The organism is Bacillus sp. GC_Bacil_1, assembly GCF_026540675.1.
Lineage (GTDB): Bacteria > Bacillota > Bacilli > Bacillales > Bacillaceae_G > Bacillus_A > Bacillus_A cereus.
Map to the genome: position 1 here is coordinate 64,355 of NZ_JALNUG010000022.1, position 15,385 is coordinate 79,739.

The window sequence follows — 15,385 nt, forward strand, 5'->3', positions numbered from 1 at the left end:
GTTCAATTTCTTATCATATAAGAAATTGAACTTTTTTCCATTAATACCCAAAATTTAATAATCCTTTATAATTCTTTAGAAATTCTTTACCTTTTCTTTCTTCCTAATTAAGCATTCCTTTTTACAATACTAGTATTGATGTCATAATAGGAGGATCGCTTATGCAATTCTTAAAGAAATTCGCTATTTTATTATTATCTTTTTTTATTACCGCACTTATCGTTTTATATTTTTATCTTTATGTAAATGGTCCGATTATTCAAGCTAAATCAGCTATTTTAATAAATGCTAATTCAGGTGAAATTGTTTATAAAAAAAATGAAGAAACTCCGGTACAATCAGCTGCTTTATCTAAATTAATGACAGAATATATCGTATTGGAGCAACTAAATGATAGAAAAATACAGTTAGATGACTTAGTACAAATAAGTAACGAAGTTTTCCGAGTAGAAACAAGCCCTATACAAGTAACATCGAATGATAAAACAACGGTTCGTGATTTACTTCATGCATTGCTACTGGCAGGGAATAATCGTTCTGCACTCGCTCTAGCAGAACACATTGCTGGAAATGAAGATAACTTTACAGTATTAATGAATAAAAAAGCAAAAGAACTAAAGTTATTACAACCATCTCCATTTCTAAACTCTACTGGAATTAATAATGATACAGATAAACAATCAACTACAACAGCGATAGACGCAGCTAAACTAGCAGCAAAATTAGTAAAAGATTTTCCAGATGTATTGAATATTACGAAACTAACCTCTTACCAATTTACCTTCAAAGATTCCCAGGTTTTCAATACGAATAAAATGATATATTCCCTTAATGAAAACATTAAACTTCAAGGTGTTGATGGCTTACAAACTAGTTTTTCAACTAACGGTAATTATAGTTTTGTCAGTACAGCAAAACTTGGAGATACTAGACTAATTTCAGTAATATTAGATGCAGATGAAGAAAACATTTCATTTATTGAAACAAAAAAGTTGCTACAGTATGGTTTTGATCCTTCCTCGTACTCTGCACTCCAAGCTTTTAAAGACGCCCTTACATCTTGGACAATATTGCTTCAGTTTAAAAATTTAATTATACAAACTATAATGATTTTTTTAATCATTACCACCTTAATGTTTTTACATATACGTCAGAAAAAATCCGAGGATTTCAATTAAGAAATCTTCTTATATATATAAAACCGACTTGCGCTTAAGATGCAAGTCGGTTTTTAATTCTATCATCCTCGTCCAATCAAATTTGCTGAAACAGATTGCAAGTTTAACTCCCTCGCCCATATAGATAGCTGACCAATATGATGAATTTCATATCCCATTACATGTCTTAAAACCTATGTTTTTCGAGGCATACATCCATCTCTGTTTCCTTTCGTTATGTTCTTTTGTTTGTATAAATGGGTTAATCTATTAATTCTATTAAATCCAACAATTGAACTATTACATTTTAAAGTTCTACTCATATACTATAGTAAATTACTAGAAAGGAGGTTTAACTATGGATAGTTGCGTTGTATTTGTAAACGGACAACCTTTTTTAGTTCTTTCAGTAGCTGGTATTGAAATTGCTAGATTAGAGATTTCCCTTCAAGTAGCATTAGCTCTAAGAGTGCTTGGGATACCAATCTGTGATTAATTACCAAATTAAAAGAAAAAGAGGGCATTAGCCCTCTTTTTTTATTTTCTTCTCACCTTTTCTTAACAACAAACAAAATTCAAATTTAATTAATTATAAAAAATTAAAGTATATGAACGTTACATGAAACACTTGTTAAGATAGCTGTCCTTCACACTATTTATTTCGCCGACATTATATAATCAAAGCACACAATGATTAACTTTTTATACGGCTTATTTTAAGTGTGCTAGCATTCTAGGCTAGATAATTATGAGTGCAAAAAAACTTCAAGTTCTCGTTTATATAAATTAAATAACGCTTTCACTTTTTGAATCGATTGATAATCTTTAAATTGCTGTTCTCTATCTTCTTATCCTTGAAGAGCACTAATCCAACTATACTCTACATCTACAATATGAAATAATGTTTCTAAAATACCACCAGTTTGCAAAGTAAATCTTCCTCTGAAAGTTGTTCACACCACTTAAACCAATCATCTCTTACTTGCCAATTATATTGAAATAAAGTGTACACATTTATCTCTCCCTTACTTCAATTATCCACCTAACAGCATCTGTTATATAATGTGGCTCATCTTTTTGAATATAATGACCACTTTGTTCTGCAATTATTAGTTTATTTTTGTTTGATAATCTTAATAATTCTTCTTGCAATTGTAACCATTTTATTTGTGCATCTTGCGAATAAAAAGCTTTTTTACCAGCAGCTAACACGACGAGTGGAATATCTCTCGTCGACTGACAATATTTATCTGCTTCACCCAGACTAAACATAAACTCTTCATAAGAACTTTCATGTACAAATTGTTTATAGTAAGCTTCTTGAAATTCTGGAGACATGATTGGCAAAAATGCTTCTTTATAATTTTCTGGTGTCGAATCAACCAAAACTATTCCCAACATATCTTCAGGATAAAAATCAGTAAATAAACGTGCATTTATACCACCAAAAGAATGTCCTACAAAAATATAAGGTGGCTTCAGTTGTAAAAGATTTAAGCATGTTCTCAAATCTTTTACCATTTCAGAACTAATACGTTTCTTGGAACTCTTCCCGCTTTTGCCTAATCCAGCCCGATCGTATGTAAGTACCGTACCATATTCCGTCAGTTCTTCAGCAGTTTGATTCCATGCCTTCGAATAATCACCATAGCCTGATTCCAATATAATAACAGGCTGCTGCTTCTTTCCTTGGAATATTTTCGTATACATTTTAAAATCAGCAACTTGTATATATTCCTCTATACATTTAACCATTGACAATCACTTCTCTTCGGCCAAGTTCCTCTACAGCGTGATTAATTATTTCACTTACAGATAAAGAACCATCCAATATGATATCTGAATTCGGCTTAACAGTATGAATTGCCTCTAAATAAGCTTTTCTCGCATATGTCATGTAATGTTCCAAATCATTATGTATTTCATCTATTGTACCTTCCTTAAAATCTCGCAAAATCCTTCTAGCCATCGCAATATCTAAAGGCGTATCAATAAATATAGTTACATCAATGAATTTTCGCATCTCACTATTTAAGTATGCAAAAGGATAATCTACAATAATATAGTCTAAGGTATTATTTTGTATAAGTTGCTCAATATCATGAATTAATGGTGTTAATACCCACTCGTCGTAATTCGCCCCATCATCAATCCATTTACAAATATCAGCAGGAGATTTATCAAATGTGTAACTATCAAAATATAGAGCTTTTGAGTTTTTAAACTTATGCTTTAATCTTTCTGTAATTGTAGTTTTACCTCCCCCCGAAACAGCTGCAATTGAAATTATTTTTGTTTTATTATCCACTATACCCACCAAACCCCTTTGTTAACATAATATAATTATAAATTACTATCGTTGCTACTTCTTCCATTCATATTCTAACATACTCATTTCCCATAAATTCCAATACGTTTCTCCTACTCTTTTTGACTCTCTTAATAAGCCTTCTTTTACAAACCCTATTTTTTCGTAACATGAAATGGCCGATGTATTAAAATCATACACACCAAGAGTTACTCTATGTAGTTTTAATTCGTCAAAAGCAATATGAAGTACTGCTTTCATCATATGTTTTCCTATAGAACGTCCTCTCATCTTCGTATTACCAACTAATACTTTTCCAATTCTAGCGGACTTATTAATATTATCTATTTGCCCAAGCGAAATATGTCCAATAACGTCTGAAGTCTCTTCATCTACCACTTTGAAAGCGAGTGTATTTGCACTTTCTATATACTTCTCTAATTGCTGTTCGTCTAAAGGAAATGTGAATGCATTTCCTGACCATTGTATTAGAAATTCTTCGGAATTAATCCAATTTATTAATTGTTTAAAATCAGATTTCTTAAAGCTTTCTAGTTTAATCACTTCCTTGCTCCTTTCGTACATCATGCTTTATAACCTCAAACTTATTTCTATATAAAGAATATATTCTCCTTTTATATAAAATTAAAATAAAGCCATTCATGTGAATGGCTTTACAAAAAAGCAGCATAATTATGCTTTGTTTGCTACATCAATACCATTAAAATCAAAGTCAGCAGTAACCGTTGTAACCGGTGGGAAAATTGCTTCAATTTTGCAAATGGAAATAATTACTCCAACCGATCCAGGAATAGCCGCAAGCCTAACTACATCACAACTTACAGACGAAACAGTACCTACATAAGTACGTCCCTCTGTATTAATTTGAACTGTTCGATTAATTAATTTCTTAAGTTCATCTCTAATTCCTTGTACACAAGAATTATCACATTTCTCATGCTGTTCTTTTTTACACTCTTCGAATACTTCCCAACAATCATCTTGTTTACATGTACACTTCTTTTTACAATTATTAAATCGAGAACCCAATACCTCACCCCCTAATCCTTTCTATTAGTAAAGTATGTCCACTAGCTTAAAAGGGTACGAGGCAAACACATAAAAAGAAAAAAACAAACAATTGTACCAAACTTTCTTTTCATTATTCATTATAAAAACAGACTTCTCCTAATTAAAAGCTTTTTAATGAGCGGCCGTAAATTTAGTCCTACTCCATTTAATGTTTAGACACCACTTTCTAAAACAAACCTTTTTTCTTTTAAATAAGACGCCCCTTAAAAACACACTAGATTTTCCCATTAACTCACATATACATAGACTTTATTTGTGGATTTCCCATTTTTCATTGTGAAATATACATTTAAAAAGCGTACTCGAAAATAAGATATTATTTGTAATCAGAACATTTTCTTCAACAAGTGTTTATTGAAAAATACCATAACTAGTAGTAGTTCTCTCCACTTTCTCTTAAAAATCAGCATAGTTTGTATGAATTCTATATCGAGTAGAAGACACTCTATCATATAAAGATAAAATAGTAGGTTAATAAACAAGCAATTTTTTTATTAAAACATAGAATAATATGAACACTATTGAAAGGAGGTAGAAATAAATGTCCTGGAAAAATGATTGCTGGAGTTCTCAGAAAAAGCATTGTTGTGATGATTGGTGGAAATCTAAAGAAAAACATCATTGTGATGATAATTGGAGTTCTCAGAAAAAGCATTGTAATGATGATTGGTGGAAATCTAAAGAAAAGTGTCATTGTGATGACGATTGGAGTTCTCAGGAAAAACATTGTAATGATGATTGGTGGAAATCTAAAGAAAAGTGTCATCGTGATGATGATTGGAGTTCTAAACGAAATAAGTGTCGTTGTAAATGTTTCTTTATTTGTTGCCATTGTAAAAGAAAAAATTGGTAATATTTTCGATGCCAACTTAAAGGAAAGAATATGTCTTTTGGAACCGATAAATACTAGAATGTATTATACAAAAAGCTGAATGAATATAATCAGCTTTTTATCAATGAACACGTAAAGATTTCAACAGACATATGTATTTACTGATTAGGTGGGCTATTAAGAAAAAACAAGCTAACTCTTATAAATCGATTTTTAATTACTTCACGTACGTATAAAGCTTTAGATGCCCTCATTACTTCAGACGAATTCACCAGTATTTTCAGCAAAAAATTCATGGAATCTTTAATTAGTCGAGTACTTTCATTGCCTTCAGAAACCCCAGAGACAAGCGGGGTTTCTTTTATTTAAATAAAGATTTTGTTTAAACTTTACAAAACTCACCTATATTAAAATATCTTCTAAAATCCTTATTGAACATTTATAATACTATTAAACGGTTTAAATTCGACAATCAGTAATGGAGGCATTTTAATGGGAAACATCCCAAAAGTATCATCACACCAATCAAATCCTAATATACCCTCACAGCAAGTGAATCCTAATACCCAACAAGGTAGTATAAAAAAAACAAGACGCCGTATTATAACTACTTTGGCTTTTATATTACCTATAATTTTTGTCCTTCAATATTCTCTGAATAACCAACAAGAAATGATTAAAGAAAAACAAATCACACTTAATACGGAACAACAAAAATTATCTTCTGTAAAGAAGGATGGTCATTCCCTTAACAAGGATGTCAAGGCTTTAACAAGTAGTGAAGAAGAAATTTTAAAATTCGCAAGGAAACTGTATGGATTTTCCAAACCGAATGAAACTATATTTCAAATAACTGAATAAAATTACACGGCATTACCTAAAAGGCGATTTGAAGATAATCGCCTTTTTATATTTAATTTCTAAAGGAATCATACTAATCTCTCTTTCTATCATATAACTACTTTGTTTAATTTGTTAAAATAAAACCGCTTGTCCGTTTCACTTTGCTCTATCATTACATTTACTATTAGTAATACGATTTTTAGAGGTGATAAATAATGGACGAGTTTTTATCTTTTGCTGCACTTAATCCCGGTTCTATTGGACCTACACTTCCAACTGTTCAACCTTTTCAATTCCCTACCGGTCCCACCGGTTCTACAGGAGCTACTGGATTAACCGGATCAACTGGACCGACTGGGCCAACCGGATCAACTGGATTTAATCTTCCTGCTGGACCTGCATCTATTACCTTGACTTCTAACGAAACTACAGCATGTGTATCCACTCAAGGAAATAATACTTTATTTTTTTCGGGTCAAGTATTAGTAAACGGTATTCCTACTCCAGGGGTAGTGGTCAGTTTTTCGTTTAGTAACCCATCTCTTGCTTTCATGGTTCCTCTTGCTGTCATTACCAATGCCTCAGGTAACTTTACCGCTGTATTTCTAGCCGCTAATGGGCCTGGAACAGTAACCGTTACTGCTTCACTTCTTGATTCTCCTGGAACAATGGCTAGCGTCATTATTACCATTGTGAATTGTCCGTAATGATTTTATTTTTAAGAACTAAGCAATTTCTAATAAAAAGAGCACTGATTTTATAGCGCTCTTTTTTTATCATTTGGATGTGCCTTTCAAATTAAATTTCGTAACAGCCTATTAAAATAACGCTTTTATTGAATTTCATCCTTAACAAAATTTAATTACTCCAATGAATAAACATGCCACAGTATCGTATTTTAATAAAAACTATAAAACAGACATACTTAACACTAATAGTAGAATTTTTCTTCTTCATCAAATTCACTTCTTTTCTTTTTATAAACATAAAAAAGGATCTCTATTTATACAGAGATCCTTTCTAACTTTATAATTTACTAGACTGTAACCCCTGAATAAACGGAACTACTTCAGGATTTACAAGTGAAGACAAATCACCTAATTCTTTTCCTAAGTAAGCTGCTTTAATAACACGGCGCATTACTTTAGAATTACGTGTTTTCGGTAAATCTTCTACAACGTGGATGTCTTTAGGACACAACGCTTTTCCAATATGAGAGTTTACTAAACTCATTAATTCTTTCTTTAATTCCCCTGTGAATGTTACATGGTCTCTTAACACTACAAAACAATGACAAACTTCACCTTTTACTTCGTCAGGTACACCAATTGCAGCAGCTTCGATTACATCGTTATGTTTCACAAGAATAGATTCATATTCAGCAGGTCCAATACGTTTACCTGCAATATTTAACGTATCGTCTGAACGCCCTGTGATGATATATTGTTCACCATCGTAAATGACCCAGTCACCGTGGACCCATTTATTTTCAAAACGCGACCAATATGTGTTTACGTAACGTTCATCATCTTCCCAGAAGCTTTTCGTCATACCTACCCAAGGTTTCTCTAAGCATAATTCTCCGACTTCATCTCGAATTGGTTTACCTTGATCATCCAGTACGACAGCTGCCATTCCTGGTAAAGATGCGTTAAAACTAATCGGTGCGATTGGCTTAATAAGAACATTGCCGAAAATCCCACCAGAGATTTCAGTTCCACCTGAGTAGTTACAGATTGGAACATTTCCTTTTCCAACTGTTTCAAACAGCCACATCCATGGATCAGGATTCCAAGGTTCTCCTGTTGATGCGAATACTTCCAAACTCTTTAAAGAATGTTTATTGACATACTCATCACCTTTTGCCATTAATGCTCGGATTAACGTTGGCGAAATACCTAGATGAGTAATTTCATATTTATCAACTGTCTCCCATAACCGGTCTGCTTCTGGGAAGTCTGGAACACCTTCGTACATAACCATCGTTGCTCCATTAATGAGTGAACCGAATAATAGAAACGGCCCCATCATCCAGCCCATATCAGTTACCCATAATACACGATCACCTTGTTTAATATTCATTCCAAATCCTGCATCAAAAGCTGCTTTCAAAGGAAATCCTGCATGCGTGTGTACTGTTCCTTTCGGCTTACCAGTCGTTCCTGATGTATAAATGAGCATTAATGGATCATCACTTTGCATTTCCTCGGCATGTATGAATGGTTTTTCTTTTTCTAGCGTATTCCACGAAAAGTCATAGTTATGTGGTATAAAATCATTTCCTGCATGACGAACGATAACAACTTTTTCAACAGTTGGGCAATGTTCACAAGCTTTATCTACTTCATCTTTTAAAGAAACAATTTTACCGCGGCGTGAAAATCCATCTGCGGTAATAATCATTTTTGAACCTGCCGCTTGCACACGTGTCATAACTGCATCAGACGCAAAGCCTGAGAATATTGGTGAAATAATTGCTCCAATTTTCATTACAGCTAGCATCGCAACAACTGTTTCTGGAATCATCGGCATATAAATTGTTACACGGTCACCTTTTTCAATACCCGCGTGTTTCAAACCATTGGCAACACGGCTTACCCAGTTATCAAGCTCTTCATATGTAAATGATTTTGAAGTTCCATTTTCTCCTTCGTACTGAAGTGCTGGCTGTATTCTTGTCTCTTCATCCGCAAGCCAGCGGGATAAAGCTGATTCTACAACGTTACATGTTCCGCCATTATACCACTGTGCAAACGGTGTACCATTTTCTAAATCTAACACTTCTGTATAAGGTTTCATCCATTGATAGCCAACTGCTTTTTCTGCCTCTCCCCAAAGCCAAGCTGTTTCCTCAATAGATTTATTATAAAAAGTTTCATAGTCTTCATATCCCAATGATTTCATCCAACTATATAAACGTGTTTTTTCCTTGTACTCTTCTGTTGGAAACCAAACTGCTTGTTTCAATGTTTTCCCCTCCTTAACTTTTTGAGCAAGAAAGCCCTAAATAGGGCTTTTAAACTGGATATACAGGATGTTTACGATCTGTGAATACTTGATATTTACTCATATACATTTCGAAACGTCCTTTTAACTCTTCACGTAAATTGTTTGGATGAACAATACCATCAATCACCATCTCTGATGCTAAATGATAAATATCAATATCTTTCTTATACTCTTCACGTTTTTCAGCAATGAAGCTAGCACGCTCTTCTTCTGGTAAAGCTGCAATTTTATTTGCATATACAGCATTAACCGCAGCTTCTGGACCCATTACCGCAATAGAGGCTGTCGGTAATGCCAAACAGCAATCTGGTTCAAATGCTGGACCTGCCATCGCATATAAACCAGCGCCATATGCTTTACGAACAACGATAGAAATCTTCGGTACAGTCGCTTCACTCATTGCAGAAATCATTTTTGCACCGTGGCGAATAATACCAGCACGCTCTACTTTTGTACCGATCATAAATCCTGGTACATCCGCAAGGAATAATAATGGAATATGATATGCGTCGCATAAATTAATAAACTTAGCAGCTTTATCAGCTGAATCATGGAATAATACGCCGCCCTTCATACGCGGCTGATTTGCAATAATACCAACTGGCTTACCATCAATACGTGCTAAGCCTGTAATTAGCTCTTGAGCAAATAATTTTTTTACTTCATAGAATGAACCTTCATCAATAACTCTATTAATGAGATCTTTCATATTGAAAGGAGCATTTTGATTTTCTGGAATGATTTGTTCTAACGTTTTATCGAATTGTTTCGGTTCTTGGGGTGTAACCAATGGAGTCTTTTCTAAGTAGTTATTTGGAAAATATGAAATGTATTGTCTTGCTTGTGTAATCGCATCTTCTTCTGTCTTACATAAAACATCTCCGCATCCTGATACAGAGCAATGCATACGAGCTCCGCCCATCTCTTCTAAAGTTACCTTCTCACCGATAACCATCTCAGCCATACGAGGAGATCCTAAATACATAGATGCATTTCCTTCTACCATCATTACAACGTCACAAAAGGCTGGAATATACGCACCACCAGCTGCAGAAGGTCCAAATAACAAGCATACTTGAGGAACTTTACCTGATAACTTCACTTGATTATAGAAGATTCTTCCTGCACCGCGGCGCCCTGGGAACATTTCTACTTGATCTGTAATACGTGCTCCAGCAGAGTCGACTAAATAAAATAACGGAACACGTAGTTTTTCAGCTGTTTCTTGAATACGTAAAATCTTTTCAACTGTGCGTGATCCCCATGATCCAGCTTTTACAGTAGAATCATTGGCCATTACACACGCAGTACGACCATGTATTTTACCCGTTGCCGTTACAACGCCATCCGCAGGTAAGCCTGTTTGTTCACAGTTAGCAAATAATGCATCTTCTACATATTCGCCATTATCAAATAGAAGCGCTAAACGATCTCGAACAAATAATTTTCCTTTTGCTTTATTTTGCTCATGATATTTCGGTGCCCCGCCTTGTTTAATTGTTTCAACTCGTTCTTCAAATGAATTAGATTGTTGTTTTTGGTCTAACATATTTACTCCCCCTTATACATCGGTTTGCGTTTTTCTTTGAATGCCTGTAATCCTTCTATTCGATCTTTCGTATGGATTACACCTTCATACGCTTGTTTTTCCATTTGTAATCCGGTATGTAAATCAACTTGAATACCATTTGAAATTGCCTCTTTTGCTAATCGAACAGCAATCGGTCCATTACTAGCAATTTTCTCTGCTATTTCAATCGCTTTCTCTTCAAGTAAATTAGCTGGTACAACAAATTCTACTAAACCGTATTCTTTTGCTTCTTGCGCTGAAATACGTCTACCTGTATAAATTAATTCTTTCGCTCTACCAACACCAATTAATCTCGGTAAGCGCTGTGTACCACCTGCTCCTGGTATAATTGCAAGTGTCGTTTCAGTAAGACCAAGACTTGCAGATTCAGCAGCAATTCTAAAATCACAAGCTAAACTTAATTCCGTACCACCACCAAGTGCAATTCCATTTATAGCAGCAATAACTGGCTGTGGTAATTGTTCAACCATCTCCATAGTAGTGCGAATCATACTAACAGCATGGCGAACTTGTTCTTCGTTCATATCGGCACGCTCTTTTAAATCTGCACCAGCACAAAATGCTTTTTCACCAGCACCAGTCAAAATAACTACACGCACGTTTGAATCTTCACTTATTTGAGTTAATATAGTTTGTAATTCATCTAATAATGCTAAAGATAATGAGTTTGCTTGTCTTTCACGATATAACGAAATCTTTACAACGTGAGGTGTTACATAATCAACTGAAATGTTTTGTAATTGTAGCATCTTCTCACCTACTTATCGTTTTATGTTGAAGCGCTCTATACACATGACTCGGTAATTGGATATTTAATTTACTTTGAATAAATTGACTTGCTCTCAATAACTTCTCTTCATCAATATTCGTTTGGACTCCTAACTTATGGAGCATATGTACTAGGTCATCAGTAGCAACATTACCTGATGCTCCTGGTGCATAAGGGCAGCCCCCGAGTCCACCACAAGAACTATCAAACGTTTTAATACCGTATTCTAATGATTTAACTACATTCGCTAGAGCCATTCCATACGTATTATGAAAATGCATTGCAAACTGCGAAGCATCATACTTCTTTAATAGATGTTCTAATACTTGTTCTACTTGTAATGGATTCGCTACACCGATTGTATCCCCAAGAGAAACTTCATAAATGCCGTATGAAAATAGTTGATTACATAATTCGTCAACTGCTGTGACACTTATATCCCCTTCATAAGGACATCCAAATACAGTAGAAACATAGCCTCTTACCTTTTTCCCTTCGAATAATGCCTGTTTTGTTATATCTTCAATTACAACTAATGCTTCTTTAATCGATTTATTAATATTACTTTTATTATGAGATTCACTTGCTGATAAAAAAACATTCACCTCATCTACATTTTGCAAAAAAGCTCGTTCCAAACCATTTTGATTCGGAACAAGCGCAGCATATGTAACATTTGGGTCCCTTTTCAGCTCAGAAAATACATCATTTGCATCTGCTAATGCAGGGACCCATTTTGGGTGAACGAATGAGGAAACTTCAACATACGACAATCCTGCTTCTGTAAGTAGTTGAATCCATTTTACTTTATCTTTTGTGCCAACAATCTTTTTTTCATTTTGTAAGCCATCACGTGGCCCGACTTCTTTAATGACAGCAAAATTAGGTAGTTTCAATTCGCTTCCCCCTATATCTCCCTATTCAATTTCTAATAATACATCTCCTTCATTTACAAAATCGCCTTCTTGCACATTAATTTTCATAACTGTGCCAGCTTCTTCTGAAATGATTGGAATTTCCATTTTCATAGATTCCAAAATGACGACATCCTGCTCTTCCTCTACTGTATCTCCTACTCCTACAACAATCTTCCAAACGTTTCCTGCCATCGATGCGTATACTTTCGTCATCATTTTTTCCCCCTTAATATTGTTAAATCTTATTTTTTAACGAGTTGTTTCGTTACAAACCCCGTTGTATAAATACCCTCTTTGAACACTTCGTCTTCCAAAACTTGCAGTAGCATTGGCGTGTTCGTTTTAATACCTTCTACTTTTAATTCTTCTAGAGCATCATGTAATTTCGAAATTGCTTCTTCACGAGTCTCGCCATGTGCAATGACTTTCGCAATCATTGGATCATAGAAAGGTGTAATCGTTACATGATTTTCTAAGAAGTGATCAATCCGTACATTTGACGGTAATGTTAAATCTGTAATTTTCCCAGGTGATGGGAAGAATGTTTTCGGATCCTCTGCATAAATACGAGCTTCAATGGCATGACCACTACGTTTTACATCATCCTGAGTAAATGATAGTTTCTCTCCACTTGCGATAAGGAGTTGCTGTTCTACAAGGTCTAATCCCGTAATTTCTTCTGTCACTGGATGCTCTACTTGTAATCTCGTATTCATCTCTAAGAAATAGAAGTTCTTCTGATCATCTACAAGAAACTCAACTGTACCTGCATTTGTATAGCCAAGTGCTTTGGCAGCTTGTACAGCAACTTCTCCCATCGCCTTTCGTGTACCTTCATCTAAAAATGGTGAAGGTGCTTCTTCGATTACTTTTTGATTTCGGCGCTGTACCGAACATTCACGCTCCCATAAATACACTGTGTTACCATGTGTATCTGCTAAAAGCTGAATTTCAATATGATGCGCATCTGCTATATATCGCTCTAAATACATTTCTCCGTTACCAAAGAAGTTTTGCGCTCTTGTTTTATTACTTTCAAACGCTTTGGTGAGCGTTTGCTCAGTTTCCATCAACTGCATACCAATGCCTCCGCCGCCTGCGGATGCCTTAAGCATTAAGGGATAACCAATTTGTTTTGCAATTTCAATTGCTTCTTCAGCAGTTTCAATATTTGTAGTAATACCTGGGACTACTGGGACATCTGCTGCTTGCATTGCGATACGTGATTCGATTTTACTTCCCATCTTCGTAATGATTTCTTCTGAAGGACCGATAAATACGATTCCTTCTTCTTTGCAACGAACCGGAAAAGACGGATTCTCTGATAATAAACCATAACCCGGATGAATCGCTTCTGCATTTGTCTTCTTAGCTATTTCAATAATTTTTTCAAGGTTTAAATAACTTTCTTGAACACGCGGTCCACCTACTAAGTAAGCTTCATTTGCCATCTTCACATGAAGGGCATTTTCATCTGCTTCAGAATAAATAGCAACAGTGCGTATGCCAAGTTTTTGACAAGTTTTCATAATACGAACAGCAATTTCCCCGCGATTCGCAATTAATATTTTTTGAAACATAGTGATTCCTCCCTTTTATCTACATCCTAAATGTCTAGCAATTACGAGACGTTGAATTTCAGAAGTTCCTTCACCAATTTCTAATAGTTTCGCATCACGAATATGTCGTTCAACTTCATATTCACGCATATAACCATATCCACCATGAATCTGTACTGCTTGATTCGCAATACGGCTTGCTGCTTCCGATGCAAATAGTTTTGCCATTGCCGCTTCTTTGCCGAAAGGTTTATCGTTATCTTTTAACCAAGCTGCTTTATGTACTAAATTGCGTGCTAGCTCTACTTCAGTCGCCATATCAGCTAATTTAAATTGAATCGCTTGGAAATTAGAGATTGACTTTCCAAATTGTTGACGTTCTTTCGCATATTGTAATGCACGTTCAAAGGCTGATTGCGCAATACCAACTGCCAATGCAGCGATTGAAATACGCCCTCCATCAAGTGTATATAAAAATTGTTTAAAGCCTTTATTTACATCACCAAGAATATTTTCTTTCGGTACACGAACACCATCAAGTACGATTTCACAAGTATTAGAAGCGCGAACACCCATCTTATCGTAAGGACTTGAAATCGTTAATCCTTCACTCGTAGTAGGCACGATAAATGCAGAAATACGTTTTCTACCATTCTCTTCAATACCGTTGACAGCGGTTACAATAATTGTATTTGCATACTCTGCGTTTGTAATCCAACACTTCTCACCACTGATTACATACTCATCACCATCTAATACCGCTTTCGATTGAGTACCACCTGCATCTGATCCAGCATTCGGCTCCGTTAATCCGAAGGCACCTAATGTTTTACCTGACGCCATTGGAACTAAATACTTTTGTTTTTGTTCTTCTGTACCGAAATAATAAATTGGAGAAGCACCTAATGAAATTGTTGCAGCATAGCTTAAACCGGTGCCACCACAAGCGCGACCAATTTCTTCAACTGCTAAAGCATACGATACTGTATCGCCACCTGAACCTCCATACTCTTCTGGGAATGGGATGCCTAGTAATCCTAGTTCGCCCATTTTTTGAAATGTTTCATATGGAAACTCTGCAGTTTTGTCATAATATACAGCTTTCGGTGCGATTTCCTTTTCAGCAAAGTCACGTACCATTTCTTTAATCATTTGTTTTTCGCGAGTTAGAGTAAATTCCATTCCGCTACACACCCCTTATCGAATATTGAGTTTCGACAGCGTGCGAGTTTCTACTACAAACATAACAACTTAAAAGACAGGAATATTAGTTAGACAATTGCTACAATTCTGTCATAACTTAATTTT

At 35.0% G+C, this 15,385-nt stretch carries 16 protein-coding genes and 2 pseudogenes; 5 read left to right on the forward strand and 13 right to left on the reverse strand.

From position 1 onward, the window contains the following. Positions 1-161: 161 nt before the first annotated feature. A complete protein-coding gene (locus OXT04_RS25330) occupies positions 162-1,178 on the forward strand; it encodes a D-alanyl-D-alanine carboxypeptidase family protein (protein WP_001160052.1) in 1,017 nt (338 codons plus the stop codon). 62 nt (positions 1,179-1,240) lie between these two features. Here the strand turns inward: OXT04_RS25330 and OXT04_RS30220 are convergent. Next, positions 1,241-1,351, reverse strand: a pseudogene (locus tag OXT04_RS30220) (DinB family protein); the annotation flags it as partial. Positions 1,352-1,515: 164 nt separating this feature from the next. Between OXT04_RS30220 and OXT04_RS25340 the strand changes: the two are divergent. Further along, positions 1,516-1,653 (forward strand): DUF3956 domain-containing protein, encoded by a 138-nt coding sequence (locus tag OXT04_RS25340; RefSeq protein ID WP_000376554.1) that lies wholly within the window; start codon positions 1,516-1,518, stop codon positions 1,651-1,653. A gap of 259 nt (positions 1,654-1,912) precedes the next feature. On the opposite strand, the pseudogene OXT04_RS25345 reads toward OXT04_RS25340, so the two are convergent. From OXT04_RS25345 to OXT04_RS25365, 5 genes and pseudogenes are all read right to left on the reverse strand, one after another. Next, positions 1,913-2,169 (reverse strand): annotated as a pseudogene (locus tag OXT04_RS25345) (DinB family protein); the annotation flags it as partial. A gap of 2 nt (positions 2,170-2,171) precedes the next feature. Further along, positions 2,172-2,912 carry an alpha/beta fold hydrolase gene (locus OXT04_RS25350; RefSeq protein ID WP_000237653.1) on the reverse strand — a complete coding sequence of 247 codons (741 nt, stop codon included), beginning with the start codon at positions 2,910-2,912 and terminating at the stop codon, positions 2,172-2,174. Continuing rightward, positions 2,905-3,474: a nucleoside/nucleotide kinase family protein gene (locus OXT04_RS25355; RefSeq protein ID WP_000513265.1), complete on the reverse strand. Its 570-nt coding sequence runs from the start codon at positions 3,472-3,474 to the stop codon at positions 2,905-2,907. The genes OXT04_RS25350 and OXT04_RS25355 overlap by 8 nt, the downstream gene beginning before the upstream one ends. A 45-nt stretch (positions 3,475-3,519) precedes the next feature. Beyond that, complete coding sequence (locus OXT04_RS25360; RefSeq protein WP_000990082.1) at positions 3,520-4,053, reverse strand: GNAT family N-acetyltransferase; 534 nt, start codon at positions 4,051-4,053, stop codon at positions 3,520-3,522. Positions 4,054-4,158: 105 nt separating this feature from the next. Further along, the gene (locus OXT04_RS25365) at positions 4,159-4,515 is read right to left on the reverse strand and encodes a hypothetical protein (protein ID WP_000535577.1); all 357 of its coding nucleotides are present in this window, start codon (positions 4,513-4,515) and stop codon (positions 4,159-4,161) included. A 563-nt stretch (positions 4,516-5,078) separates the two neighbouring features. On the opposite strand from OXT04_RS25365, the gene OXT04_RS25370 reads away from it, so the two are divergent. The 3 genes from OXT04_RS25370 to OXT04_RS29835 all read left to right on the forward strand — a co-directional run bounded on the left by OXT04_RS25370 (position 5,079) and on the right by OXT04_RS29835 (position 6,939). Next, complete coding sequence (locus OXT04_RS25370; protein WP_186314336.1) at positions 5,079-5,489, forward strand: hypothetical protein; 411 nt, start codon at positions 5,079-5,081, stop codon at positions 5,487-5,489. A gap of 392 nt (positions 5,490-5,881) precedes the next feature. After that, positions 5,882-6,250, forward strand: coding sequence for an FtsB family cell division protein (locus tag OXT04_RS25375; RefSeq protein WP_000526886.1), 369 nt, complete (start codon positions 5,882-5,884; stop codon positions 6,248-6,250). A gap of 197 nt (positions 6,251-6,447) precedes the next feature. After that, positions 6,448-6,939: an exosporium leader peptide-containing protein gene (locus tag OXT04_RS29835; protein ID WP_144476993.1), complete on the forward strand. Its 492-nt coding sequence runs from the start codon at positions 6,448-6,450 to the stop codon at positions 6,937-6,939. A gap of 319 nt (positions 6,940-7,258) precedes the next feature. Here the strand turns inward: OXT04_RS29835 and OXT04_RS25390 are convergent, their stop codons facing one another. The 7 genes from OXT04_RS25390 to OXT04_RS25420 are packed head-to-tail and all read right to left on the reverse strand — an operon-like array spanning position 7,259 to position 15,259. Beyond that, entirely contained in the window at positions 7,259-9,199 is a 1,941-nt protein-coding gene (locus OXT04_RS25390; RefSeq protein WP_065228864.1) for an AMP-binding protein, read from the reverse strand. A gap of 49 nt (positions 9,200-9,248) precedes the next feature. After that, the gene (locus OXT04_RS25395; protein ID WP_000886744.1) at positions 9,249-10,790 is read right to left on the reverse strand and encodes an acyl-CoA carboxylase subunit beta; all 1,542 of its coding nucleotides are present in this window, start codon (positions 10,788-10,790) and stop codon (positions 9,249-9,251) included. 2 nt (positions 10,791-10,792) lie between these two features. Then, the gene (locus OXT04_RS25400) at positions 10,793-11,581 is read right to left on the reverse strand and encodes an enoyl-CoA hydratase (RefSeq protein WP_000939814.1); all 789 of its coding nucleotides are present in this window, start codon (positions 11,579-11,581) and stop codon (positions 10,793-10,795) included. A 4-nt stretch (positions 11,582-11,585) separates the two neighbouring features. Continuing rightward, positions 11,586-12,497: a hydroxymethylglutaryl-CoA lyase gene (gene mvaB / locus OXT04_RS25405; RefSeq protein WP_000775435.1), complete on the reverse strand. Its 912-nt coding sequence runs from the start codon at positions 12,495-12,497 to the stop codon at positions 11,586-11,588. 21 nt (positions 12,498-12,518) lie between these two features. After that, on the reverse strand, positions 12,519-12,734 hold the full coding sequence (locus OXT04_RS25410; RefSeq protein WP_001987345.1) for an acetyl-CoA carboxylase biotin carboxyl carrier protein subunit: 216 nt from the start codon (positions 12,732-12,734) through the stop codon (positions 12,519-12,521). Positions 12,735-12,760: 26 nt separating this feature from the next. Then, the gene (locus tag OXT04_RS25415) at positions 12,761-14,098 is read right to left on the reverse strand and encodes an acetyl-CoA carboxylase biotin carboxylase subunit (RefSeq protein ID WP_000486742.1); all 1,338 of its coding nucleotides are present in this window, start codon (positions 14,096-14,098) and stop codon (positions 12,761-12,763) included. A 15-nt stretch (positions 14,099-14,113) separates the two neighbouring features. Next, positions 14,114-15,259: an acyl-CoA dehydrogenase gene (locus OXT04_RS25420; RefSeq protein WP_110497683.1), complete on the reverse strand. Its 1,146-nt coding sequence runs from the start codon at positions 15,257-15,259 to the stop codon at positions 14,114-14,116. Positions 15,260-15,385: the final 126 nt, after the last annotated feature.

Coding starts and splice junctions, on each gene's coding strand:
- OXT04_RS25330 (WP_001160052.1), top strand. CDS start 162: ATGCAATTCTTAAAGAAATTCGCTATTTTATTATTATCTTTTTTTATT.
- OXT04_RS25340 (WP_000376554.1), top strand. CDS start 1,516: ATGGATAGTTGCGTTGTATTTGTAAACGGACAACCTTTTTTAGTTCTT.
- OXT04_RS25350 (WP_000237653.1), bottom strand. CDS start 2,912: ATGGTTAAATGTATAGAGGAATATATACAAGTTGCTGATTTTAAAATG.
- OXT04_RS25360 (WP_000990082.1), bottom strand. CDS start 4,053: ATGATGTACGAAAGGAGCAAGGAAGTGATTAAACTAGAAAGCTTTAAG.
- OXT04_RS25375 (WP_000526886.1), top strand. CDS start 5,882: ATGGGAAACATCCCAAAAGTATCATCACACCAATCAAATCCTAATATA.
- OXT04_RS29835 (WP_144476993.1), top strand. CDS start 6,448: ATGGACGAGTTTTTATCTTTTGCTGCACTTAATCCCGGTTCTATTGGA.
- OXT04_RS25395 (WP_000886744.1), bottom strand. CDS start 10,790: ATGTTAGACCAAAAACAACAATCTAATTCATTTGAAGAACGAGTTGAA.
- OXT04_RS25400 (WP_000939814.1), bottom strand. CDS start 11,581: ATGCTACAATTACAAAACATTTCAGTTGATTATGTAACACCTCACGTT.
- OXT04_RS25410 (WP_001987345.1), bottom strand. CDS start 12,734: ATGATGACGAAAGTATACGCATCGATGGCAGGAAACGTTTGGAAGATT.
- OXT04_RS25415 (WP_000486742.1), bottom strand. CDS start 14,098: ATGTTTCAAAAAATATTAATTGCGAATCGCGGGGAAATTGCTGTTCGT.
- OXT04_RS25420 (WP_110497683.1), bottom strand. CDS start 15,259: ATGGAATTTACTCTAACTCGCGAAAAACAAATGATTAAAGAAATGGTA.